At 51.2% G+C, this 24,715-nt stretch carries 22 protein-coding genes, 1 pseudogene and 1 other annotated feature (1 of these 24 running past the window's edge); of the genes and pseudogenes, 9 read left to right on the top strand and 14 right to left on the bottom strand.

Features of this window, described 5'->3' with window-relative positions; all coding sequences use genetic code 11:
* Positions 1-494 precede the first annotated feature (494 nt).
* The 6 genes from Dpoa569_RS09885 to oppF all read left to right on the top strand — a co-directional run bounded on the left by Dpoa569_RS09885 (position 495) and on the right by oppF (position 7,831).
* The gene (locus Dpoa569_RS09885; RefSeq protein WP_042870450.1) at positions 495-1,139 is read left to right on the top strand and encodes a YchE family NAAT transporter; all 645 of its coding nucleotides are present in this window, start codon (positions 495-497) and stop codon (positions 1,137-1,139) included.
* Between the two features lie 1,097 nt (positions 1,140-2,236).
* Positions 2,237-3,880 (top strand): oligopeptide ABC transporter substrate-binding protein OppA, encoded by a 1,644-nt coding sequence (gene oppA / locus Dpoa569_RS09880; protein ID WP_042870452.1) that lies wholly within the window; start codon positions 2,237-2,239, stop codon positions 3,878-3,880.
* A 102-nt stretch (positions 3,881-3,982) separates the two neighbouring features.
* Positions 3,983-4,903 carry an oligopeptide ABC transporter permease OppB gene (gene oppB, locus Dpoa569_RS09875; RefSeq protein ID WP_042870455.1) on the top strand — a complete coding sequence of 307 codons (921 nt, stop codon included), beginning with the start codon at positions 3,983-3,985 and terminating at the stop codon, positions 4,901-4,903.
* Positions 4,904-4,915: 12 nt separating this feature from the next.
* Positions 4,916-5,824 (top strand): oligopeptide ABC transporter permease OppC, encoded by a 909-nt coding sequence (oppC, locus tag Dpoa569_RS09870; RefSeq protein ID WP_042870456.1) that lies wholly within the window; start codon positions 4,916-4,918, stop codon positions 5,822-5,824.
* Positions 5,825-5,840: 16 nt separating this feature from the next.
* Positions 5,841-6,830: an ABC transporter ATP-binding protein gene (gene oppD / locus Dpoa569_RS09865; RefSeq protein WP_042870457.1), complete on the top strand. Its 990-nt coding sequence runs from the start codon at positions 5,841-5,843 to the stop codon at positions 6,828-6,830.
* Positions 6,827-7,831: a murein tripeptide/oligopeptide ABC transporter ATP binding protein OppF gene (oppF, locus tag Dpoa569_RS09860; protein WP_042870459.1), complete on the top strand. Its 1,005-nt coding sequence runs from the start codon at positions 6,827-6,829 to the stop codon at positions 7,829-7,831. Before oppD ends, oppF begins: the two co-directional genes overlap by 4 nt.
* Positions 7,832-7,945: 114 nt before the next feature.
* On the opposite strand, the gene Dpoa569_RS09855 is transcribed toward oppF, so the two are convergent.
* A complete protein-coding gene (locus Dpoa569_RS09855; protein WP_042870461.1) occupies positions 7,946-8,269 on the bottom strand; it encodes an HI1450 family dsDNA-mimic protein in 324 nt (107 codons plus the stop codon).
* A 53-nt stretch (positions 8,270-8,322) separates the two neighbouring features.
* Positions 8,323-9,783 (bottom strand): cardiolipin synthase, encoded by a 1,461-nt coding sequence (cls, locus tag Dpoa569_RS09850; protein WP_146411294.1) that lies wholly within the window; start codon positions 9,781-9,783, stop codon positions 8,323-8,325.
* 208 nt (positions 9,784-9,991) lie between these two features.
* Here cls and Dpoa569_RS09845 point away from each other — a divergent pair, with 208 nt between their 5' ends.
* A complete protein-coding gene (locus Dpoa569_RS09845; protein WP_128569713.1) occupies positions 9,992-10,168 on the top strand; it encodes a YciY family protein in 177 nt (58 codons plus the stop codon).
* An 88-nt stretch (positions 10,169-10,256) separates the two neighbouring features.
* Here the strand turns inward: Dpoa569_RS09845 and Dpoa569_RS09840 are convergent, their stop codons facing one another.
* Together Dpoa569_RS09840 and Dpoa569_RS09835 are read right to left on the bottom strand one after the other, a co-directional pair.
* Positions 10,257-11,960, bottom strand: a complete 1,704-nt coding sequence (locus tag Dpoa569_RS09840; RefSeq protein WP_042870464.1) for a methyl-accepting chemotaxis protein — start codon at positions 11,958-11,960, stop codon at positions 10,257-10,259.
* Between the two features lie 127 nt (positions 11,961-12,087).
* Positions 12,088-12,384, bottom strand: coding sequence for a YciI family protein (locus Dpoa569_RS09835; protein WP_042870465.1), 297 nt, complete (start codon positions 12,382-12,384; stop codon positions 12,088-12,090).
* Between the two features lie 206 nt (positions 12,385-12,590).
* Here Dpoa569_RS09835 and tonB point away from each other — a divergent pair, with 206 nt between their 5' ends.
* Complete coding sequence (gene tonB, locus Dpoa569_RS09830; protein WP_042870466.1) at positions 12,591-13,319, top strand: TonB system transport protein TonB; 729 nt, start codon at positions 12,591-12,593, stop codon at positions 13,317-13,319.
* Positions 13,320-13,415: 96 nt separating this feature from the next.
* Here the strand turns inward: tonB and yciA are convergent, their stop codons facing one another.
* From yciA to Dpoa569_RS09810, 4 genes are all read right to left on the bottom strand, one after another.
* Positions 13,416-13,838, bottom strand: a complete 423-nt coding sequence (gene yciA / locus Dpoa569_RS09825) for an acyl-CoA thioester hydrolase YciA (protein WP_042870468.1) — start codon at positions 13,836-13,838, stop codon at positions 13,416-13,418.
* Between the two features lie 52 nt (positions 13,839-13,890).
* Complete coding sequence (locus tag Dpoa569_RS09820) at positions 13,891-14,451, bottom strand: septation protein A (RefSeq protein ID WP_042870470.1); 561 nt, start codon at positions 14,449-14,451, stop codon at positions 13,891-13,893.
* A 196-nt stretch (positions 14,452-14,647) separates the two neighbouring features.
* Positions 14,648-15,400 carry a YciC family protein gene (locus tag Dpoa569_RS09815; protein ID WP_042870471.1) on the bottom strand — a complete coding sequence of 251 codons (753 nt, stop codon included), beginning with the start codon at positions 15,398-15,400 and terminating at the stop codon, positions 14,648-14,650.
* A 114-nt stretch (positions 15,401-15,514) separates the two neighbouring features.
* Positions 15,515-15,877 carry a YkgJ family cysteine cluster protein gene (locus Dpoa569_RS09810; RefSeq protein WP_042870472.1) on the bottom strand — a complete coding sequence of 121 codons (363 nt, stop codon included), beginning with the start codon at positions 15,875-15,877 and terminating at the stop codon, positions 15,515-15,517.
* A gap of 282 nt (positions 15,878-16,159) precedes the next feature.
* Between Dpoa569_RS09810 and ompW the strand changes: the two genes are divergently transcribed.
* Positions 16,160-16,789, top strand: coding sequence for an outer membrane protein OmpW (gene ompW / locus Dpoa569_RS09805; protein ID WP_042870473.1), 630 nt, complete (start codon positions 16,160-16,162; stop codon positions 16,787-16,789).
* A gap of 72 nt (positions 16,790-16,861) precedes the next feature.
* Here ompW and Dpoa569_RS09800 read toward each other — a convergent pair whose 3' ends face one another.
* From Dpoa569_RS09800 to Dpoa569_RS09770, 6 genes and pseudogenes are all read right to left on the bottom strand, one after another.
* Positions 16,862-17,581 (bottom strand): oligogalacturonate-specific porin KdgM family protein, encoded by a 720-nt coding sequence (locus Dpoa569_RS09800; RefSeq protein WP_146411291.1) that lies wholly within the window; start codon positions 17,579-17,581, stop codon positions 16,862-16,864.
* 533 nt (positions 17,582-18,114) lie between these two features.
* Positions 18,115-18,924 carry a tryptophan synthase subunit alpha gene (gene trpA, locus Dpoa569_RS09795; protein WP_042870475.1) on the bottom strand — a complete coding sequence of 270 codons (810 nt, stop codon included), beginning with the start codon at positions 18,922-18,924 and terminating at the stop codon, positions 18,115-18,117.
* The gene (gene trpB, locus Dpoa569_RS09790; protein ID WP_173024026.1) at positions 18,924-20,117 is read right to left on the bottom strand and encodes a tryptophan synthase subunit beta; all 1,194 of its coding nucleotides are present in this window, start codon (positions 20,115-20,117) and stop codon (positions 18,924-18,926) included. The genes trpA and trpB overlap by 1 nt, the downstream gene beginning before the upstream one ends.
* Before the next feature lie 13 nt (positions 20,118-20,130).
* Complete coding sequence (gene trpCF / locus Dpoa569_RS09785; RefSeq protein ID WP_146411288.1) at positions 20,131-21,516, bottom strand: bifunctional indole-3-glycerol-phosphate synthase TrpC/phosphoribosylanthranilate isomerase TrpF; 1,386 nt, start codon at positions 21,514-21,516, stop codon at positions 20,131-20,133.
* Between the two features lie 5 nt (positions 21,517-21,521).
* Positions 21,522-23,118: pseudogene (gene trpD, locus Dpoa569_RS19600) on the bottom strand (bifunctional anthranilate synthase glutamate amidotransferase component TrpG/anthranilate phosphoribosyltransferase TrpD).
* Complete coding sequence (locus Dpoa569_RS09770; protein WP_042870481.1) at positions 23,118-24,680, bottom strand: anthranilate synthase component 1; 1,563 nt, start codon at positions 24,678-24,680, stop codon at positions 23,118-23,120. Before Dpoa569_RS09770 ends, trpD begins: the two are co-directional and overlap by 1 nt.
* A 22-nt stretch (positions 24,681-24,702) precedes the next feature.
* Positions 24,703-24,715: a sequence feature (Trp leader region), on the bottom strand (it continues 86 nt past the right edge of the window).

The following is a 24,715-nucleotide window of genomic DNA, read 5'->3' as shown; positions in this document are numbered from 1 at the left end:
AGTATAGATAATGGTTGAAGCTCCTGATAATTTTGCTTTGGCGGTTATCCATTGACTCAAAGCGCTCCTGATGAAGACGGTTGCCTGGGTTAATAACAGAAATATGAATTTCTTAATTCTTTTCCTAAAGCCGTCGCCAACGTGACGGTATAATCTACTATTTCTGGTTTCCTGCTCTTCAGAATGAAATCAGCATACCCCGTTGCTAGCCGGTTTTTTGTGATCATTCTCGCTAAATCGCCATGCTGACACCATTCAGCATGGCGATATTGAGATCTATTATCATTTTTTTGTGCGATTTGTTAAAAATAAATGACCGGTTTATGCGTGTGTTTATATGAATTTGTATCGAGAATTGGGGGGTGGATAGAGGATAATCATCCTGACCAGAGATGGAGGAGGGCAGTGCTTTACATTATTGTAGGGATGTCACGGTGCGTGGCGGCGGATCGCCAAGGATTCCTGGGGTTGACAATAATTTTCAGAGGTGGAATGTGATTCAGCCTGTCTTGGATTTCTCCGGTTACATCAAGTTTTTTATCGGGTTGTTTGCATTGATTAATCCAGTGGGTATTTTGCCCATATTTATCAGCATGACCAGCTATCAGGCTGGAGACGGGAGGAACAGAACTAACCTGACTGCGAATGTTTCCGTGGTGATCATTCTGTGGGTCGCGCTGTTTTTTGGTGACACTATTTTGCGGCTATTCGGCATCTCGATTGATTCGTTCAGAATTGCAGGCGGTATTCTGATAACGACCATTGCCATGTCGATGATAAGCGGCAAGCTGGGCGAAGATAAGCAGAATAAACAAGAGAAGACGGAAACCGCCAACCGGGAAAGTATTGGTGTGGTACCGCTGGCGTTACCATTAATGGCGGGACCAGGGGCAATCAGCTCCACTATTGTCTGGAGTTCTCGTTATCACGGCTGGCAGAATTTGTTGGGATTGTCGGTGGCGATTGCTGTTTTTGCATTCTGTTGTTGGCTGCTGTTTAGAGTCGCGCCAGCGCTGGTGCGGTTGCTTGGGCAAACAGGCATTAACGTAGTAACACGTATTATGGGGTTGTTGCTGATGTCGCTCGGCATAGAGTTTATCGTGACAGGCATTCGGGCGCTGTTTCCCGGCCTATTATAGCGGCGAAAGGGGCTACAGGTGATACGTCGCAATCTGAAGGATATTGGTTTGTTATTACTCGCCTCTTTATTGAGGCGTTTATCTCGTTGAGGAATCGTTCACTCTTTTATTCCGTCTGCTACTAATGGCGCTTATGCCAGCGGTTTACTGGCCTCATCTTTCGTGGATGTCATGCGTTGCCGCGTGACGTTGTTCAATTCCCCCCACATTTTGCCCCGCAGCCTGAATTATTTTGGGTATACCTTATTTTTATTAATATTTTCTCTTCAAGCCATACCCGCTTGTTCCGTCCGGTAGAAACGAGGGCATCCCTTACTATTATTTATCGCCTGATGTGCCATAATTTATTTTTATTTTGGTTTAATTCATTAGATAAACTAATTTTTATAGGATGGTATATGACAGTCGTTCTGCTGAAAGGGTGGCGCATTTGCTGTTAATTTATTCACATGTCAAGGTGGCGTAATCGTGAAGGAGGGTGTTGGTTGCAATAGTGTTTTATCGTCCGGTTTTTGCTCTGAATTACTGTTAATTCTTTCATATTTACAAGTTATTGGACAATCTGCTGTCAGTTGAATCTTTAGCCTCTCGACAGGCAGTATGGATGCTTTTATATCCATTTAGCTACTCAGTCCTTTTTGTGACATTTCAGGATGGAAAAGAAATTTAAGTAACAGCCTGCAAAATCTGTTGGCGAAGCGGGATTCTTCTGATACGTTCGGCATCACGCTATTTCTCTTGGCTGTTACGGATAAGTTAAATTTATTAAAACGTTATCCTTAACTGCTTTTTTGCAGGAGAGCGTAACATCAGGGAAGAGTGGAAATGGCTGCAAACTGCCGGTCCGATGAAGGGACTACGGCAGTTTTTGGGTTGCCCAAATAATGTGCTGTTTTTATCTCTGTTGATTTTTCCAACACGTCAGAGCGGCACACTGGGTATTGGCCGGGCTGCGTGGATAAAACAATTTTGATGTGATTAAGCGGCCATGTTGCCAGATTCGTTCCTCTGGTGGCGATGTTGTCTGTCCGCGTAATACGTAAAAAAGGTTATATGCCTGATTGGGTGATAACAGTAGAACAGGAGCAAGGTAAATAATGGTAAACAACACTATTAAAAAAAGACTGGCGGTCAGTATTCTCGCGGCTATCACTGCCTCTGCTGGCGTTTCTGCCTGGGCCGCTACGGTGCCGGCTGGTGTGCAACTGGCTGAAAAGCAGGAACTGGTACGTAATAATGGTTCTGAAGTTGCCTCGCTGGACCCCCATAAAATGGAAGGCGTGCCGGAATCCAACATCGCGCGCGATTTGATGGAAGGGCTGTTGGTTACCTCTCCGGACGGCCACCCGGCTCCGGGTGTAGCAGAAAGCTGGGACAACAAAGATTTCAAAGTCTGGATCTTCCATCTGCGTAAAGACGCCAAATGGTCCAACGGCGATCCGGTTACCGCACAGGATTTCGTCTACAGCTGGCGGCGTATTTCTGACCCGAAAACGGCGTCACCTTACGCCAGTTACCTGCAGTTTGGCCATATCGTTAACATTGACGACGTAGTAGCGGGCAAAAAATCGCCTGATACGCTGGGCGTGAAAGCTGTTGACGACCATACGCTGGAAGTCACGCTGAGCGAGCCGGTTCCGTACTTCTATAAGCTGCTGGTGCATCCGTCTACTTTCCCGGTGAACCAAAAAGTGGTTGAGAAATTTGGCGACAAATGGACTCAACCGGCCAACTGGGTTGGCAATGGTGCCTACACGCTGAAAGAATGGATCGTGAACGAAAAAATCGTTCTGGAGCGCAACCCGAATTATTGGGATAACGCGAATACCATTATTAATAAAGTGACTTATCTGCCGATTTCTTCTGAAGTGACGGATGTGAACCGTTACCGTAGCGGTGAGATCGACATGACGTATAACAACCTGCCGATTGAGCTGTTCCAGAAACTGAAAAAAGAGATCCCCAACGAAGTGAAGGCGGATCCGTATCTGTGTACCTACTACTATGAGATCAACAACCAGAAAGCGCCGTTTACCGATGCGCGTGTGCGTCAGGCGCTGGTGTTGGGGTTGGATCAGGACATTCTGGTCAACAAGGTGAAAGGTCAGGGTGATACGCCAGCGTTTGGTTTCACGCCGCCGTATATCGATGGTCTGGAAGGTAAATTGACTCCGCCGGAGTGGGTGAGCTGGTCGCGTGAAAAACGTAACGCCGAAGCGAAAAAGCTGCTGGCTGAAGCTGGTTTCACGGCTGAAAAACCGCTGACCTTTAACCTGCTGTACAATACGTCCGATCTGCACAAAAAACTGGCTATCGCTGCATCTTCCATCTGGAAAAGCAACATTGGCGTAGATGCGAAGTTGGAAAATCAGGAGTGGAAAACGTTTCTGGATAGTCGTCACCAGGGCACATTTGACGTAGCTCGTGCTGGCTGGTGTGCGGACTATAACGAACCGACCACATTCCTGAACATCATGATCGCCAATAGCAGCAGCAACACCTCGCATTATAAGAGTGCGGATTTCGATAAGTTGATGGCGAATGCACTGGCCGCCAAAACCGAAGAAGAGCGTGTTAACGTTTACAAACAGGCCGAGATGCTGCTGGAAAAAGACGCAGTGGTGGTTCCGGTGTACTATTACGCCAATACCCGTCTGGTTAAACCTTATGTGGGTGGCATCACAGGTAAAGATCCTCTGGATAACCTGAACGTCAAAAATCTTTATATTATCAAGCATTAATGATGACAGGGCTGGGTGCTGACTGGCACTCGGCCCTTATTCGGTTTGATAAAGTTTGATAAATAGAAACGAAAATTTCAGACCGGTTTATAGGTAAGGCCAATGTTAAAATTTATTTTCCGTCGTTGCCTGGAAGCAATCCCGACGCTGTTCATCCTGATCACTATTTCGTTTTTCATGATGCGACTGGCGCCGGGAAGTCCGTTTACTGGAGAACGCAATCTTCCTCCTGAAGTGATGGCGAATATCGAAGCCAAATACCATCTGAATGATCCAATGATCAAACAGTATGGCAATTATCTGGTGCAATTACTGAAAGGCGACTTTGGTCCCTCTTTCAAGTACAAAGATTATTCGGTCAATGATTTGGTCGTTCGGGCGTTCCCGGTGTCGGCTAAATTGGGGGCCGCTGCATTTCTGTTGGCGGTACTGCTGGGGGTGACCTCCGGCGTGATAGCCGCATTAAATCAAAACAGTAAATGGGACTATACGGTAATGGGCTTTGCCATGACCGGGGTAGTGATCCCAAGTTTTGTGGTGGCTCCATTGCTGGTATTGGTTTTCGCAATCACCCTGCGTTGGTTGCCGGGCGGCGGCTGGAATGGTGGCGCGCCGAAATACATTATTCTGCCGATGGTCGCGTTATCCCTGTCTTATATTGCCAGCATCGCCCGTATTACCCGTGGCTCGATGATTGAAGTGCTGCATTCAAACTTTATTCGCACCGCACGCGCCAAAGGGCTGCCGTTGCGCCGAATTATTCTGCGCCATGCACTGAAGCCTGCACTGTTGCCGGTACTTTCCTACATGGGGCCTGCGTTCGTGGGGATTATTACTGGCTCCATGGTGATTGAAACCATTTTCGGTTTACCGGGTATTGGTCAGTTATTTGTTAACGGGGCGCTTAACCGTGACTATTCGCTGGTACTTAGCCTGACTATTTTGGTGGGGGCGCTGACCATTCTGTTTAATGCGATCATCGATGTGCTGTACGCGGTCATCGATCCGAAGATCCGTTACTAAGGTAAATCACTGATGTTCTGGAATAAACGTAACCGCGAAGCGCTGGATAACTTCAGCGAAAAACTGGAAGTGGAAGGACGCAGCCTGTGGCAGGATGCGCGTCGTCGCTTCATGCACAACCGGGCTGCGCTGGCCAGTCTGTTTGTCCTGACGCTTATTACGCTGTTTGTGGTTCTCGGCCCGATGGTGGCACCGTTCAACTATGCCGATACCGACTGGAATATGATGTCCAGCGCGCCTGATATGCTGTCCAAACACTATTTCGGTACCGACTCTTCTGGTCGCGACCTGCTGGTGCGTGTGGCTATCGGTGGCCGCATTTCCCTGATGGTCGGTGTTGCCGCCGCGTTGGTGGCGGTCATTGTAGGAACGCTGTATGGCGCCGCGTCCGGTTATATGGGCGGTAAAGTGGACTCAGTGATGATGCGTCTGCTGGAGATTCTTAACTCCTTTCCGTTCATGTTCTTCGTTATTTTGCTGGTGACCCTGTTCGGACAAAATATCCTGCTGATCTTTGTCGCTATCGGCATGGTGTCCTGGCTGGATATGGCGCGTATTGTCCGCGGTCAGACGCTGAGCCTGAAGCGTAAAGAGTTCATTGAAGCTGCGCTGGTCTGCGGTGTATCCACCCGTAGCATCGTGTTGCGTCATGTGGTGCCGAATGTGCTGGGAGTGGTAGTGGTGTATGCCTCGCTGCTGGTGCCGAGCATGATCCTGTTCGAATCTTTTCTGAGTTTCCTTGGTCTGGGTACCCAGGAGCCGCTGAGCAGTTGGGGCGCGTTGCTAAACGATGGCGCCAACTCGATGGAAGTAGCGCCATGGTTGCTGCTGTATCCCGCCGGTTTCCTGGTGGTAACTCTGTTCTGTTTTAACTTTATCGGCGATGGCCTGCGTGATGCCCTCGACCCGAAAGACCGCTAAGGAGACGCTTCATATTATGGTGAATACGTCAGAAACCCGCGATGCGCTGCTTGATGTGAAAGATTTGCGCGTGACTTTCAGTACGCCGGATGGTGATGTCACGGCGGTGAATGATCTTAATTTTTCGCTCAGTGCTGGTGAAACGCTGGGGATTGTCGGGGAATCCGGTTCTGGTAAGTCTCAGACCGCGTTTGCGCTGATGGGCCTGCTGGCGGCCAATGGCCGTATCGGCGGCTCTGCCCGATTTAATGGTCGTGAGATTCTCAATCTGCCGGAGCGCGAACTTAATCGCCTGCGTGCGGAAGAGATCGCCATGATTTTTCAGGACCCGATGACATCGCTGAACCCCTACATGCGTGTTGGCGATCAGTTGATGGAAGTGCTGATGCAGCACAAGAAGCTTGGCAAAAGCGAAGCATTTGAAGAATCGGTACGTATGCTGGATGCGGTGAAAATGCCGGAAGCCAGAAAACGGATGCGCATGTATCCGCACGAGTTTTCCGGCGGGATGCGCCAGCGTGTGATGATCGCAATGGCGCTGCTGTGCCGCCCCAAACTGCTAATCGCCGACGAGCCGACCACGGCGCTCGACGTAACGGTGCAGGCGCAGATCATGACGTTGCTCAATGACCTTAAACGTGAATTCAATACCGCCATTATTATGATCACCCACGACCTGGGCGTGGTGGCCGGTATTTGCGATAAAGTACTGGTGATGTACGCCGGTCGGACTATGGAGTACGGCAGTGCGCGCGAAATTTTCTATGAACCGACGCATCCGTACTCACTTGGCCTGTTGAAAGCGATTCCGCGTCTTGATGAAGAGAATGAGGTGCTGGCCACTATTCCGGGAAATCCACCCAACCTGTTGCGTTTGCCGAAAGGGTGTCCTTTCCAGCCGCGTTGCCCGTATGCACAGGAACAGTGCCACCATACGCCTGAATTGACGTCGTTTGGCGAAGGGCGTCTGCGTGCCTGTTTCCGGAGTGTGGGGGAATTAGTATGAATGAGTTGGAAAACAAAAAAGTATTGCTTGAAGTGGATGAACTGAAAGTCCACTTTGATATCCGTGATGACAAGCAGTGGTTCTGGCAGCCGGCTAAAAAGCTCAAGGCTGTGGATGGCGTTACCCTGCGTTTGTACGAAGGGGAAACGCTGGGCGTGGTCGGGGAGTCGGGGTGTGGTAAATCCACGCTGGCTCGCGCCATTATTGGTCTGGTAAAAGCGACCAGCGGGCGTATTAGCTGGCTGGGAAAAGACCTGCTGGGAATGCGTGACACTGAATGGCGTGATGTACGTAGCGATATTCAGATGATTTTCCAGGACCCGTTGGCCTCGCTCAACCCGCGTATGACCATCGGCGAAATTATCGCTGAGCCGTTGCGTACCTACCATCCAGATATGTCGCGTCAGGAAGTGAAAGATCGCGTCAAAACGATGATGATGAAGGTCGGTTTGCTGCCGAACCTCATCAACCGCTACCCACATGAATTTTCCGGTGGTCAGTGTCAGCGTATCGGCATTGCTCGTGCGTTGATTCTGGAACCGAAGCTGATTATCTGTGACGAGCCGGTTTCCGCGCTGGACGTGTCAATTCAGGCTCAGGTAGTGAATCTGCTGCAACAGTTGCAGCGGGAGATGGGGCTGTCACTGATCTTTATCGCCCATGATTTGTCGGTGGTGAAACACATTTCTGACCGCGTGCTGGTGATGTATCTGGGCCATGCGGTAGAACTGGGGACTTATGACGAGCTGTACCACAATCCGCAGCATCCTTACACGCGTGCATTGATGTCAGCGGTACCGATTCCTGATCCGGATAAAGAGCGCAACAAGCAGATTCAACTGCTGGAAGGCGATCTGCCGTCACCGATTAACCCGCCGTCGGGCTGTGTTTTCTGCACCCGTTGCCCGGTTGTCGGGCCGGAGTGCGCCAAAACCCGGCCAGTACTTGAAGGCAGCTTCCGTCACGCGGTGTCTTGCCTGAAGGTGGACCCAATATCGTAATGTGTTGTTAAGCTTATTAAGTAAAAACGCCCCGTTAATGGGGCGTTTTGCTGTTTTTAGCGTTTAGTCAGTGTGGTGACCAGCTAAACCCTGCGAGTTTTACGAAACGGTTCGTCATTCTTTCCACAGGATGTGGCACAGTTTGTGATCTTTTTCGCGGCAGATCAGGATGCGGGCGAAAATATCATTAATTTCTTCACCTTCCTGATCGGCCAAACCAATGACCACTTCGGCGAAAAAGTCCGGATTCAGGTCGAAATCCACATGCTCCTGCCAGTCTTCAGCTGGATCAAACAGTTCCGCACCGCCGCGCTCCTCAAACTGTAGATTGAACAGCAGGATGTCTGCGGGGTCCAGGTTATCCGGCGCCAGTTCCAGAAAGATATCGTAAGCCTGTTCCAGCGTTTCATCTTCTGTCAGGCGGTTATTTAAATCCATACAACATTCCTGTTAAAACGTGATGGGGTATTAGAGCATGAAGGGCAGTGTGATTACAGCAACGGACTAAAAAAGTAGAACAGCCGCTCGACAATACGTTGCCAATAAGGGCGCGTTAACCATTCTTCAGCGCTTAACAGACGCGAACGGGACATATAATCCTCCTGTACACAGGCCAGGTCGCTGCCGAATGCGTCATCGTCAATCACCAGGGTGATTTCGAAGTTCAGCCACAGGCTGCGCATATCCAGATTGACTGTTCCGACCAGGCTAAGTTGCCCATCGACCAGTACACTCTTGGTATGCAGCAACCCACCTTCAAATTGATAAATCTTGGCTCCCGCCGCCAGTAATTCGGTGAAAAAGGCTTTGCAGGCCCAGCCAACCATCATGGAGTCATTTTTGCACGGTACGATGATACTGACCTCTACGCCGCGCTGGGCGGCGGTGCAGATGGCGTGTTGTAGGTCATCGCTCGGTACAAAATAAGGGGTAGTCATGATCAACTGGTGACGGGCAGAGTAAACCGCGGTCAGTAACGCCTGATGAATCATATCTTCAGGGTAGCCGGGACCAGAAGCGATGACCTGCACTGTATGACCGCGTTCTTGCTCAAACGGCATGATGTTTACATCGGGCGGCGGTGGCGGCAGGCGCTGACCGGTTTCCATTTCCCAGTCCATACTATAGATAACACCCATCGTGGTGGTTACCGGCCCTTCGATGCGCACCATCAGGTCTACCCACTGACCAACGCCGGATTCCTGCTTGAAGTAACGCGGGTCCACCATATTCATGCTGCCGGTATAGGCGATGCGATTGTCTATCAGGATCACCTTGCGGTGCTGGCGCAAATCCATTCGGCGCAGGAAAGCGCGCAACAGATTCACTTGCAACGCATCCACTACTGTAATGCCGGCGGTGCGCATCATCTCCGGATACGTGCTGTGAAAGAACTGCACGCTGCCAGCTGAGTCTAGCAGGATGCGGCATTTGACTCCGCGCCGCGATGCTGCCAGCAGGGCAGTCATCACCTGCTCTACCAGACCACCCATTTGCCAGATGTAAAACACCATTTCGATGTTGTTACGGGCTAATTCGATGTCACGGAGCAGTGTTTTGATGGTGCCGTCAAATGAGGTCAATAACTGTAGCTGATTGCCTTTGATACCGCCGATACCCTGGCGGCGTTCGCACAGCTGGAATAATGAGCGCGCCACTTCGCTATTTTCGGTGGCGAAAATACGGCGGTATTCTTTTAGCTCCCGTAACCACTGGGCGGTAACCGGCCACATTTGCCGAGCGCGCTCTGCGCGACGTTTCCCCAGGTGCAGTTCACCAAATAACAGGTAAGCGACGATCCCGACCAATGGCAGAATATAAATCACTAACAGCCAGGCCATTGCAGAAGGGACAGCACGCCTTTTCATCAGAATACGTAGCGTAATACTGGCAATAAGCAGCCAATAGCTGAAAGCCAGTAATCCGCTCAGTACAGTATAAAATGCTGTCATAGTAACAATGCACGATTCCCTGTTGCGGTAATGTTCACCTGGTCAAGTGTATGCATAGTTCCATAAAGGGGAAAGTCCTTTACTCTGAATACCATAGTGTATGGCAAATAAGGACGTAGATTCGGAAAAATCCGGTTGTCGCTCTTGGCGCGCAAGAACGGGGGGATATAATAGACAAACCTATCATGCTTATCGTAAGAGTCGTGCCATGAAACGCAGCCGGAATGAGATCAGCCGTTGGCGTATGCAGCGTCAGGTGCAACGCCGTCGGAGTCGCTGGCTTGAGGCCCAGTCTCGCAGTTACCGACATATCCACCACATGTATTACCTGCGTCAGAAACAGCAGCGCCGTGCATTATTATATGCGGTGGCTTACGAGTGGTAATCTGTGGATATCTGCTGTAAGTAAGGCCCAATGTTCATCAGCGCGTTGGGCCTTCTCGTTTATCTGAGTATTTTGTTCGTCTGACTCATTACAGCGCTGGCGAGTGCTGCGGCAGAACGGCATAACCGTTGTTGACCTTAGCAGGTATCGCTTGTGGCGCATTGGGTTCAGCTTGTTCTTCAGCTACGCCGGGTAACTGGAACAGCGAGACTGACAGATTAAGCGCGTTGGCCTGCTCAAGCAGTTGGAGGCAGGTATGCGCAGAAGCTTCCACCTGCAAGGCGTTCTGTTTCACGGTATCGTTGAGTGAGCTGATGCGGTTGGTCACTTCATGAATGCTTTGATTCTGCTGTTGCGAAATATCGGTAATTTCACTCAGGAACGTGCTGGTGCCTTTGGCAGCCTGAATAATTTCCTGCAGGCTGTCATTGAGGTGCACAACCAGTCTGACTCCCGTAGCAACACTGTTGTCTGACTCATGAATCAGTGCATTAATGTTTTGAGCCGACTGGCTGCTCTGTGAAGCCAGTGTACCCACTTCGCGGGCGACGACTGAAAAGCCTTTACCCATTTCCCCGGCGCGTGCAGCTTCAATGGCGGCATTCAGCGACAGAATATGCGTCTGAAACGCGACGTTTTCTATCAGCGAAATGACTTCTGTCATCTCCTTGCTACGGCTGGAAATATTCTGCATCGCATTGCTGACGTCGCTCATCATGGTTTCGCCTTGGGTGGCGATATGACTGGTTTCCTGCGCATGATGACTGGCTTTTTCCGTATACCGGGCGTTCTGCTCAAGGTGCTGACTAAGCTGGATAATGTGCTCGGTGGTGACTTTCAGTTCAGCGGATTGCCGGTTTGCCTGCTCAGACAATTGGCGGTTGTCGGTTGTAACGTGGCTGACTTGTTGCATCATGGTTTCCATACCCTGACGAACCTGGCTTATCAGGGTTACCAGACCGCTCTGCATCTGAACCACGCTGCTGTTCAGCAGGGCGATTTCACGCGTTGCGCGCTTTTCTATGCCGATGTTGTGTGACAAGTCCCCGGAGGCTATCAACCGCAAGTGGTCGGTAATGCGTCGAAGTGGATGAACGATCACCTTATTGACACCAATCCAGACGGCCAGCGAAATGACCAGCAACAACCCCAAAATGACGATAAACAGCGTGTGGCTGGCGTCAAGGTTATCTAATAACTGCTGGGCGTGTTGTTTCTGACGACTATCGTTTTCTTGCAGGTAATGGGCGTACTTTTGAGTAAACTGCGTTTGATAAGCCTGGATAGGAACGGCAAAGAAGATATCGATTTCATTGGTTTTTTTTATACCTTGCGCCAGTTCGAGCAACCCGTTGTAGAGTTGTTGATAGCTGTTTTTAAGATCGGTGAAGGCCGCATCGTTACGGGCAGAACCAATGTAGCGTTCCAGCTTCTGGTAATAGGCTTGTGCGTGAGTTAATGACTCTTCCGCTTCGGACATCAGGCTATTCCAACTGCCGACTGAACCGGTTTCCTTATCAAACATCAGGTAAATTCCAGCGCGATTGAGCTTATCGCTGGCGTTCATCACTTCCATGCGAGCCTGATCCATTAACGCCTGCTGCTGGCGCAGGGCTTCGTTGGCGGCGCTGTCCTGGCGCACGTCAGTCATGGTTTTCGATATCATCCCTACAGACAATACCTGTAGTAAAGAAAACAATCCGATGATCAACAGTAAACCGGAAAGAAAACTCAGGCGGTACTGGCGTATTTTGTCCAGGAAACCGGAGCGTGACGGGGCGGATGCTGACATGGCAATGACTCTCTAAAGAAAACTGCCGCCAACATAACATCGTTAAATGACTAAAATATTTCAGATAGTTAATGGGTTAACGGAGGTGTTTGTTGATGAAAATACCATGACCTCCGTCAATGTTAGATTAAAATACTTTTTTGAATGGCTTAATGCTAACCGTTTCGTAAACACCGGCGGCGACATAGGGATCGTCGTTGGCCCACTGTTGGGCATCTTCCAGTGACGGGAACTCGGCAATCACGGTAGAACCGGTAAACCCGGCTGCGCCAGGATCTTCACTGTCGATGGCTGGCAATGGTCCTGCGGTTAACAGGCGACCTTGATCTCGCAGCGTTTGCAGGCGTGCGAGATGTGCGGGGCGGGCAGCCAGGCGTTTTTCCAGCGAACCAGACACATCGGTGGCATAAATCACATACAACATGGTAAATCCCTATCTGTCAGATGATGAGGTGGAACCGTCATCATACGCGATGATGTTGATGGGGCAATCCCCATAGCGGTTAGCCCGGCGTTATAGTCTGGAAATGGAGCGGATACAGTCTGTCAGCAGCGGGAATTGATCTGCCTCTATTGAATATGATTGTCATTTGCATTTAAACTTGCGCAGTGAGAGGACATCATATAACTATGCCGCAGAAAACATTTTTCCTGACCCGCCGATATTCATGGCCTATGCTGGTTTCCGTGGGTTTTCATGGCTCATTGATTGCCGGATTGCTGTTTGCTTCATTTAATACATCAGTCAAGCTGCCACCGACCCCGCAACCGATCCAGGTGATGATGGTGAACACGGCACCGCAGGCGGTTGCTCCTGCGCCTCTGCCTGAACCTGAAAAAGCGCAGGAACCGCCGCCGGAGCCAGAGGTCCAGCCAGAACCGCCGCCATTGCCGACGCCTGTTGCTGTTCCGTTACCTGAGCCGAAACCCCGGCCCAAACCAAAGGTAAAACCAGAACCCAAGCCGGTGAAGAAGGTAGAACCACCGAAAGAAATGCCGCGTGAAACCACGCCTGAACCGCAATCCAGTCAAACGGTTAGCCATAATCCGGCACCCGTGGCTCAGGCACCGGTCGCCAGTGCTCAGCCCTCTGGTCCGAGACCGTTGAATCGGGTGCAGCCAGAGTATCCGGCCAGGGCGTTCGCTTTACGAATTGAAGGGCGGGTTAAGCTACAGTTCGATGTTGATGAGTCGGGGCGGGTAGATAATGTCCGCGTGCTGGCCGCTGAACCTAACAACATGTTTGAGCGTGACATCAAGCAGGCTATGCGTAAATGGCGCTATGAACAAAACAAACCTGGGAAAGACCTGGTAGTGACGATTATCTTCCGAATCAACGGTGGCGCAGCGATGGAATAAGGGTTGCGGCTGATGTTAACAAATCGTTACTGACAATCATTACTCTGACAAATAAGGCACCGCTAGCGGTGCCTTATTGGCTTGCCATGATAACTATTATTGTTCAGGCTCGAAATTGCTTTTCCCTTTCGGTAGCTCACGCGGTCTACCGTCTTCGTCTACTGCAACATAAGTAAACAACGCTTCAGTAGCGCGGTAGCGTTGGCCGATAGGATCGGTCGACACCTTTTTCACCCATACTTCTACATTGATGGTCATTGAACTGCAGCCCGTACGAACGCAGCGGGCATAACAGCAGACTACATCGCCGACCGCAACGGGTTTGAGAAACGTCATGCCGTCAACCCGAACGGTGACAACACGGCCTTCTGCAATCTCTTTTGCCAGAATAGCGCCGCCGATATCCATCTGCGACATCAACCAGCCGCCAAAAATATCGCCGTTGGCGTTGGTATCAGCTGGCATAGCCAATGTGCGCAGCACCAGCTCGCCGTGAGGTAATACGTCTTGTTTGCTCATAAGGTCAACGAATCCGCTTGTGAGTAGTCAATAATCAGTTTGTGCCAGAAAATCATTTTTCGCCTTCATTTTCCGTCTTTTCCGTCTCAGCCGGTAGATGACGATAAATGTAAACGCCGCACAATAATGTAAATACCAGAGTCAGGCCGGTAAGGCCAAATACTTTAAAGTCAACCCAAACGTTTTGTGGCAACCAGAAAGCAATATAAATATTGGCCAGGCCGCACAACAGGAAAAATATCGCCCATGAAATGTTCAGTTTTGCCCATACTATTTCGGGTAATGACAGCTCTTTACCCAGCATACGCTGAATCAGAGGCTTCTTCATGACGAACTGGCTGAACAGCAAAGCGATAGAGAACAATGTATAAATAATCGTGACTTTCCATTTAATGAATTGATCGTTATGGAAAACCAGCGTCAGGGTGCCAAATACCGCAACCATCAAAAAAGTCAGCAGCATCATCTTTTCGATTTTGCGATAAATAAACCAGCTAAACAGCAACGCGGCTGCCGTTGCGGCAATCAATGCACCAGAGGCGACATAAATGTCATACAGCTTATAACAGATAAAAAATACAATAAGTGGAATAAAATCAATAATTTGCTTCATTGTGTTAATCCGTCGCTTATCCCGATGTGGGATGGGGCCGCATGTATCAAAAAGGTGGACTGTCTCTGAATTATTATCGCCGTTTGTGCAATGCGATTCCCGATTTATCGTAACAATTTGCAGAAAATTACGTTATGGCGGCGATGACGGGGCTGATTAAGGAGCGGCGTCGCCGCCACTCCGGGACAATCAATAATCAACCGCGCACCAGCATGTACAGACGAAATACATACACCAGCAGCATGGCGGAAAGTATGTTACTGATACCGTTTAGAATCACGGCCATAGCCGTCGGTGATACCATCGGCAAACGCGCGATCAACAATAGCAACGCGATTTTGGCCAGCAGCCACAGCATTACCGCCGGTGCCGTCTGGCGAAAATGGGAAAATGCCAGCGAACTGCTGGCGCGCATGGAGGCGAAGATCCCCCGTTTTTCGGTAACGGCGATTACCGGCGACAGACTAAAAGCGATAGAGAGCAGAATCCCTGGCACGACAACCAACAGCATACCTAGCTGAATCAGCAGGGTGCAAACCAGTATCAGTAGCAGCAGGCGAGGTAAGAGTGGCGCAGAAGCGGCAATTGCACGCAGTGCGCTGGTTTGATGACCGGCTGATACCAGCTGGATTAGCATCAACATGCCGCCGGTTAACAAAGCATTCCCCACCAGTGTGGCAAAGGTGCCAGCGGCAGAGGCTTTCAGCAGGATGAGTTGTTGCTCAGGGGAAAGTTGCTGGATGATGTCGCTGATGCCGGGCTGTTCAATTGAGGACAGATCCAGATTGCTGTTGCTGAGTTGTTGCAGTTGCTCGCTGTCGGGGGTAAAGGCATGTCCGAGCACAACGGTGATCAAGGACGTCAGCAGTGCCAGCATCAGAATGCTGAAAAACTGGTTACGCGTAAAATTCAAGGTGTCACGGTACAACCTGCTGGCCGTGATAGGCATGAAAACTCCTTGGCAAAGGTTAGCAATAAAATATTATCCGGCCATTGTAACCCGTTCGGGCGTTCCGTGGCACCCCGGCATGACTTTCTGCTATCTGCCTATTTTTGTTCTGATTTATGAACAAGGTTGCGGAACGCTGGCCGGGATAAGCGGCGGCAGGCCATAGGCTGCCCGCGCCCGATCACAGGCATCGTTGCGCTGACCGTTTTCTCCTGATTGCGAAAATTCATGGCAAGGTGTTGGCCGTTGAGCATAGATGCTGCAGCTAACCGACTCACCGATGGTTCCTTCCAGCGCGCAACAGCGAACCGGTTTGCTGTTGGTGCCAGCCATACAACGCAGAAATGGTGTTACCGGTTCGGTCAGTTCGACGGGAACGGCACCACCGCCGTCATCAGCTTCCGACCAGTAAAATGATACCCGAAAATAACCGCAGCACGCGCCGCATTCCATGCAAGGGTTGATGTTATTACTCATGTTGATTATCCACCGGCCTCACTCGGCGTTAAATCACTGGGGTAAACGCTGAATCTACGCCGAAACGTCAGCGTGTGCAGCTCGTTTTTTATGAAGCTAACAAATTTGTTCTTTGTGGGCATTTTGATTTGGATCAATTCTTTGTTTTTTATAGGGTTGCAGTGGTTTGATGAATGTCGTTTTGTGGTAAAAATCCTGTCAGGATGTGATCTGGCTTCAAACAACGATAACCCTTAGTGGGTATAGTTCGCACGGATATTAACCTTACAAATGGAGTGGATAATGAAAAAGGTTTCTTTATTAATGATAGCGGCGGCGATGATTCCTGCACTGGCACAGGCTCATCAGGCTGGTGATGTGATTGTGCGTGCCGGAACCGCGACGGTGCGTCCGAATGCAGGTTCTAACGATGTGTTGGGGCAAGGTTCTTTCGATGTAAATAGCAACACTCAGCTAGGACTGACCGCCGGCTATATGTTTACCGATAACATCGGTATGGAATTGCTGGCGGCAACGCCGTTTAAGCATAAGGTGAGCCTGGGGCCGCTTGGCTCGATTGCTGAGGTAAAACACTTACCACCTACATTAATGGCGCAATATTATTTTGGCCAGAGTACAGATAAACTGCGTCCTTATCTGGGCGTTGGTCTGAACTACACCACATTCTTTGATGAGAAATTTACCCAGGACCTTGGCGGTCAATTAAGTGATTTGCACCTGAAAAGCTCCTGGGGCGTTGCCGCACAGGCTGGCCTGGATTACAACCTGAATAAAAACTGGTTGTTAAATATGTCGGTATGGTGGATGGATATCGATACTAAAGTGAAATTTAAGGCTGCAGGTCAGGATCAAAGCATTAAAACTCACCTCGACCCGTGGGTATTTATGTTTGGTGTGGGTTACAAATTCTGATAACCGACCTAAAAGACAAAAAGATAAGGCGGAACCGGGGTTCCGCCTTTTTTACAACCGCGATAACGGTTATCAGAAATTGTACAGCACACCGATGCGGTAACGAGTCTGGCGCTCGTCAGAAGTACCACTGTACTCAACGTTAGCCAACTGAACGTAAGGGGTCCAGTTTTTGTCTATTTTATAGGCCAGTTTCACGTCGTGGGTGACATTGTCGGTATCATTGTCATAGCGGAATACGCCAGCTCTGGTGTTTTTGTTATATTCCAGCTCATATTCAACAGTGAAGTTGTCCAGGAATTTATATCCCAGCACGCTGGTAATGGTATAACCTTTCAGATTGGTATCAGGATTAGAAGGGGCATTAATTTTTTCACTGAAACGTTGATAGAACGGACGGTAGCGCAAGGTATAGTAAAGACTGTCGGTAAAGTTTACCCCACCTCTGATATAAGGACGATAGGTGTTACCCGTACTGTCAGTAACCAGATTAAAACCCGACTCAACATTGAACATTTTGTTGAATTTGTACAGGTAGCTGGCGGTAACTTCAGTTCCGTTGCTGACTTGTTCGCTGTAAGGTCTGTCTGGTGTTGTATCTTTGCCTGCCTGCTTCCATTTCACTTCAGAAGACAAACCAAACCCATTGTCAAAGCGGTGCGAAATCAGCAGACGATCCTGGTGGCTTCTATTTTGTGTATCTTTCATTTCATGGCGATAGTCGAATGTGACAGCCATAGAACTCATGCTTACCAGAGATGCGACCATCACTGTCAAAATTTTAAATTTCATTGTTATAAACCCTCTCAGAGATAATTTCTTATGTCGTGCCGTACGCGCATAGGGTGCTGCACGATGCCGATTCTCGTTTATCTATTCTTACAATTATGTGATCAAAAACATTAAAATAAAAAAAATGAAAAGTAGTTTTATTTTGTGATTTTCGTCTATTTACTTAGTAAACAATCTATGTTTATAAAATGAAACTTTGTTTCAATTTATAAACAATCAAAAAACAAAAAAAGTAATAATTTTTGTTATAAAGAAACAAAAAAATTAACATCATTCCATTGGATTTTTTATTTTTTCAAAAATAAGTATTCTCCTTAATAAATTCACAATTATGTTTGTGTTTGTCACTTTGTAATAATCGTCAGCTGAGAGAACCAGAAATCCATGAGATCGAGAATGGGGAGAACGCCTGTGTTGACACGGCAGGCATGGCTAGTCGAGGTTCGAGTGGCACAGTGTGCTCGGCTGGGTGTTGTTGACAAAAAAACGCCATAGCTGGAGAACCCGACTATGGCGGAGACGAGAGCGGGGAATCAGCGTGTGCGGGTGGCAGCTTTCATGGTGCTAACAAAATCGGCCAGTTTTGCCAGCATCACATCAGGTTGGGTGTGATACTGCTCAATGATTTTGACAATCGCTGAACCAGAGATAGCGCCGGCAGCGCCGGATTCCAGTGCCTGCTGCACCTGAGCTGGCTCGGATATGCCAAAACCCAGCAGTGGCGGAGCTGCATGGTATTCGTGCAACTTTTCCAGTAAATGATGCAACGGTAACTGAGCGCGGGTTTCCGCACCGGTCACACCAGCCCGTGAGAGCAGATAGGTATAACCGCGACCAAAGGAGGCGACTTCACGCAACAGCTCATCATCTGCATTTGGCGGACAGATGAATATGGGGGCAACGCCGTGCTTCATCGCTGCCGCGCGAAACGGTGCCGATTCTTCTACTGGCACGTCCGCTACCAGCACCGAATCAACGCCGGTTTCGGCACAACGCTGGTAAAAGGCATCAATACCGTTGCTAAATACCAGATTGGCATACATTAACAACCCGATAGGTAGGTCGGGATATTTCTGGCGGATAGTCGCCAGCATTTCAAAACAGTGGGTTGGCGTCACACCCGCAGCGAACGCACGCAGCGTCGCGTTCTGGATAGTCGGGCCATCCGCTAGTGGGTCGGAAAAAGGAATCCCCAGCTCCAGTGCATCAGCCCCGGCGGCCACCAGCGTGTCGATAATACGTAGCGACAGTGCAGGGGACGGGTCGCCAAGCGTGACAAACGGCACAAACGCGCCTTCCTGCTTTTCCGATAGCCGTTTAAACAGAGCGTGGTAGCGTTCCATCAGATTTCTCCCTGGGATTTCAGAATATCGTGAACCGTAAAAATGTCTTTATCGCCGCGCCCGGATAGATTAACCACCAGAATTTGTTCTTTTTCCGGCTCCGCTTTGATCATTTTCAGCGCGTGAGCCAATGCGTGGGATGACTCCAGCGCCGGGATGATACCTTCGTGGCGTGACAATTCCCGAAAAGCGTGCAGCGCTTCATCGTCGGTGACAGACACATAATCCGCTCGCCCAATACTACTCAGGTGCGCGTGCTGCGGTCCGACAGAGGGGAAATCCAGCCCGGCAGAAATAGAGTACGACTCTTCAATCTGGCCGTCTTCGGTCTGCATCATCGGTGATTTCATGCCGAAGTAGATACCGACGCGGCCATGTTTCAGCGGTGCGCCGTGCTGCCCGGTTTCGATACCCAGCCCTGCCGGTTCTACACCAATTAAGCGTACGGAAGGCTCGTCAATAAAATCAGCAAACATGCCGATAGCATTCGAACCACCGCCGACACAAGCCAGCACTGCATCCGGCAGGCGACCTTCTTTTTCTTTTACCTGGGCTTTGGTTTCTTCCCCAATCATGCGCTGAAACTCCCGCACAATGGTGGGATAAGGGTGTGGGCCAGCGGCAGTGCCCAGCAGGTAATGCGCCGTTTCATAGCTGCCAGACCAGTCGCGTAATGCTTCGTTGCAGGCATCTTTCAGGGTGGCGGAGCCGCTGTGCACCGGAATCACTTCCGCGCCCATCAACCGCATACGGAATACGTTCGGCGACTGACGTTCTACGTCCTTGGCACCCATGTAGACACGGCATTTTAACCCCAGTAGGGCGCAGGCCAGCGCGGTAGCAACGCCGTGCTGACCTGCTCCGGTTTCCGCGATGATTTCCGTTTTGCCCATGCGCTTTGCCAGCAAGGCCTGCCCCAGTACCTGGTTAGTCTTATGCGCGCCGCCGTGCAACAGATCTTCGCGTTTCAGATAGAGAGTGGTACGGGTGCCCACCGTCAGGTTTTTACACTGCGTCAGCGCTGTTGGCCGACCGGCATAATTCTTCAGTAAATCGCTGAATTCAGATTGAAATGCCGGGTCGCGCTGCGCATTGACAAATGCCTCTTCCAACTGACGCAAGGCCGGCACCAGGATCTGCGGTACATATTGACCGCCGAATTCACCAAAATAAGGGTTAAGTAACGTCATAATCAGCCTGTTGTTGTTATTCATGAGAGTTACGGCGAGGTTGCGCCGCACGCAACGTCTGGAATACCGCTGCGATTTTCTGTGGGTCCTTGATGCCGGGTTTTGATTCCACGCCAGAGTTGAAATCCAGCCCGGCGGCACCGAGTTTCGCTGCCTGAGCGACGTTGTCCGGACCCAGGCCGCCGGCCAATAGCACCTGTTTCAGCAATTGATTCTGCAACAATGACCAGTCGAACGATTGACCACTGCCACCCTGGCCGTTGTCGAGCAGCACCCGGTCAACCTGTGGCAGCGACAATGCAGGCAGGGTGTCGCCGACGCTTTGCGCTTTCCAGATCTGGCAGGTCGCAGGTAACTGCGTACGCAAGGCCGCGATAGTAGCATCATCTTCGCTGCCATGTAGCTGCACGGCTGCAAGCTGTAGTGACGACGCGGTTTCTACCATGTCGGCCAATGGCGCATCACGAAATACCCCGACATAACGCAAGGGCGCGCCTGTCATGACGGTACGCGCTTGTGACGTTGTCACACAACGCGGGGAGTTAGCGACAAAAATCAACCCGCCGTACACCGCGCCGGCCTGAAAGGCGGTGGCGGCATCTTCAGGCTGAGTCAGCCCACACACCTTGTTTTCCCCCAGGATAACCCGGCGTACTGCAAGCGCCAGGTCGTCTTCCTCCATCAGCGAACTGCCGATAAGAAAACCGTTGGCGTATTGGCTCAGTTCCTGAATATGGGCATAGCGGCTGATGCCGGATTCGCTGATCACCGTTACACCGGCTGGCAGGCGTGGCGCCAACGTGCGGGTGCGGTTCAGATCAATAGACAGATCACGCAGGTCACGGTTATTGATGCCGACTACGCGTGCTTCCAGCGCGATAGCGCGTTCCAGTTCAGCTTGATTGCTTGCTTCCGTCAAAATGCCCATATTCAGGCCGTGGGCCACCTGTGCCAATTGGCAATACTGATCATCATCCAGCACCGATAGCATCAGCAGAATTGCATCGGCCTGATAGTAACGGGCCAAATAGATCTGGTACGGGTCGATAATGAAATCTTTGCACAGCACTGGCTGGGCTACCGCTGCACTGACTTGAGTCAGGAAGGCAAAATCACCCTGAAAATACTTTTCATCAGTCAACACCGAAATAGCGGAGGCGTACTCCTGATAAACCTGCGCAATCGCGGCGGGGTCGAAATCGGCGCGAATCAATCCCTTGGAAGGCGAGGCTTTTTTACACTCCAGAATAAACGCGGGTTTGGCCTGTTTCAGCGCCTGATAAAAATGGCGTGAACTGGGCGTTATCTGCGATTGAAAGCTCTCAAGTGGCTGTTTCTGCTTTCGTTCGGCGATCCACTGCGCTTTGTCGCGCACGATTTTGGTTAATACGGTTTCCTGCATTTTCATTATCCTCTGGTTGCCAGTTCCAGCACTCGCTGATACGCCTGACCGCTATGAATCACGTCCAGCGCCTGCCGTGCATTTTGCCGCAGATCTTCCTGGCCGAATAGTTTCAACAGTAGCGCTACATTGGCAGCGACGGCGGCATCATGAGCCGGTTGGCCCTTACCCTGAAGTAAGCGGGCCAAGATATCACGGTTTTCTTCTGGTGTGCCTCCCCGTAAATTATCCAGTGCGAACGAATCCAGCCCAAAATCACCGGGCGTTAACTGATAGGTTTCCACCTGTCCGTCGCGCAGTTCAGCGACCTGGGTTGGCGCATGGATAGCGACTTCATCCATGCCGCCGCCATGCACCACGGCGGCGCGCTGGTATCCCAACACCTTCAGGGTGTTGGCAATCGGTTCTACCAGCTCCGGCTGATAAACGCCGATCAGCGCCAGAGGTGGGCGGGCCGGGTTGATCAACGGTCCCAGCACATTGAACAAGGTGCGGGTTTTTAACTGCTGGCGTACCGGCATTGCGTGACGAAAACCGGTGTGATATTGCGGCGCAAACAGAAAGCACACCCCAAGATCATCCAACGCCTGACGTGATGCCTGCGCCGACATATCAAGCTTGATGCCGAATGCGGACAGTAGATCCGACGATCCTGAACGGCTGGAGACGCTGCGGTTGCCGTGTTTGGCGACTTTCACCCCACAGGCCGCCGCCACAAAGGCGCTGGCGGTGGAAATATTGATGCTGTTGGAACCATCGCCGCCGGTGCCGACAATATCGGCGAATAGATAGTCCGGACGCGGGAACGGTTGGGCGTCGGCCAGCAGTGCAGTGGCGGCTCCGGCGATTTCATCCGGATGTTCGCCGCGCACCTTCATACTGATGAGCGCGGCGGCCAGTTGCGTTGGGTCCAGCTCACCCTTAATGATAGCGGCAAATAACCGCTGGCTTTCCGCCTGGCTCAGAATGTCGGCGCGATAGAGTTTTTCAAGAATCGGTTGCATCAGAGGTATCTCCTTCAATTCAGGCCAGCGCCCAGTCCAGCGTCTGATTCAGCAGACGCGCACCATGAGTGGTAAGAATAGATTCCGGGTGGAACTGGAAACCGCAGACACGATGTTCATCGTGGCGTACCGCCATCACCATGCCGTTGAAACTGGCGTTAATCACCAACCCTGCCGGGATGTTGCTTCCCACCAGAGAGTGATAGCGCGCTACCGGTAACGGGTCAGGCAGCCCAATGAACATCGCCTGATTGTCATGTTCAATACTGGAGGCTTTGCCATGCAGAATTTCACCAGCCTGGCCGACATGGCCGCCGTAGGCTTCGACAATCGCCTGATGACCCAGACAGATACCGATGATCGGCAACTGGCCGCGCAGGCGTTGCAACAGTGCTGGCATACAACCGGCTTCGGATGGCGTACCGGGACCGGGTGAGAGCATCAACACCGGTTTTTCCATCTGTTGCAGGCGTTCAACAATCACGTTGGCAGGCAACTGGTTACGATACACCACCACGTTGTGGCCGCTGGCGCGCAACTGGTCTACCAGGTTGTAGGTAAAGGAGTCGATATTATCAAGCAACAGGATATCGGCCATCAGAACACCTCCTTGGCATGATGCGCACTGGCAATCGCGCGTAGAACCGCGCGGGCTTTGTTACGCGTTTCATCGGCTTCAGCCTGCGGATGGGAGTCGAGCACCACGCCTGCACCGGCCTGTACGGTAGCGATGCCATCTTCCACATAGGCAGAGCGGATAACGATGCAAGTGTCGAGGTCGCCACGGGCGGTGAAATAACCTACCGCGCCACCGTAACTACCGCGGCGGGTTTTCTCGCTTTCCGCGATCAGTTGCATCGCGCGTACTTTGGGCGCGCCGCTCAGCGTGCCCATGTTCATGCAAGCGCGGTAAGCGTGCAGTACATCCAGATCCGCGCGCAGAGTACCGACCACGCGAGACACCAGATGCATTACGAACGAGTAGCGGTCTACTTTGGTCAGGTCTGCCACATAACGGCTGCCGGGTTCGCAGATTCGCGCCAGATCGTTGCGAGCCAGGTCTACCAGCATAAGATGTTCAGCCAGTTCTTTATGGTCGGTACGCATTTCCAGTTCGATACGGCTGTCCAGATCCCGGTCCAGCGAGCCGTCGGCGCGGCGACCACGCGGACGAGTGCCGGCAATCGGGTAGATTTCGATCTGCCGGTTGACGGCGTCATACTTGAGGGAGCTTTCCGGCGATGCGCCGAACAGGGTGAAATCCTGATCCTGCATATAGAACATGTAAGGACTGGGGTTGTTGTCTTTCAGCGTCTGGTAAGCGGCCAGCGGCGACGGACATGGCAACGAGAAGCGACGGGACGGCACCACCTGGAAAATTTCACCGATGCGGATCGCCTGCTGCATCTGGCTGACTACCGCGCCGTAATCTTCATCGCTTTGGTTGCAGGTGAGCGTCATGGTCTCTACCGTCTGGCACGGTAACGCCGGAGCAGGCTGGCGCAATTGCTGCTGCAACTGTTCCAGACGTTGTTGCAGGCGCTGACGTTCTGTTTCATTGGGAGTAAACAGGCTGGCTTGCAGATGGGTCGAGCGTTGCTGATGATCGACTACCAGCAAGGTTTCGGCCAGATAGAAACAGTAATCCGGGCAGCGTTGCTGCTGGCTGAGCGGCGGCAAACGTTCAAAACCGGCGACCAGATCGTAGGCGAACAGCCCGCCAAAGAACATGGCTTCGCGTTCGTTTTCCGGGCACGTCACCAGCGTCAGCAGTTGTCGCAGTGCGTCAAATACCGACAGAGAACGCAGGCGAGCATCTTCATCCTGCATCACATCAATTTCTGGAAAGGTCAGTTCACGGCTGTTCGGGTGTGCATCAACGATGACATCAGCAGGCAAGGCATTATCCAATAGCGGCAGCAGCGTTGCGCCGTTAGCAGTCAGTGCCTGAATCGACACCTGTGAACCGAGGGCAGTAATGCGCAGGGCGCTGTCAACGATAAGCAGGCTTTGCAGATTCAGTTTGCTGTCTATCTCTGCCGACTCCAGCAGCAGGGTTGCCGGGCGGGTGCCGCACAGCTGGTGGAACATGGCGCTGGGGTCGTTGCGGTATTCTGCTTCGACTCGCAGCAGCTCAAGTTCAGGTTGTGGTGTTTGCATGATCTCTACTCGTATTTTGTCCATAAAAAAGCCCG

Source organism: Dickeya poaceiphila (genome assembly GCF_007858975.2).
GTDB classification, from domain to species: domain Bacteria; phylum Pseudomonadota; class Gammaproteobacteria; order Enterobacterales; family Enterobacteriaceae; genus Dickeya; species Dickeya poaceiphila.
The sequence above is the reverse complement of the archived record's forward strand: the minus strand, read 5'-3'. Positions and strand labels throughout refer to the sequence as shown.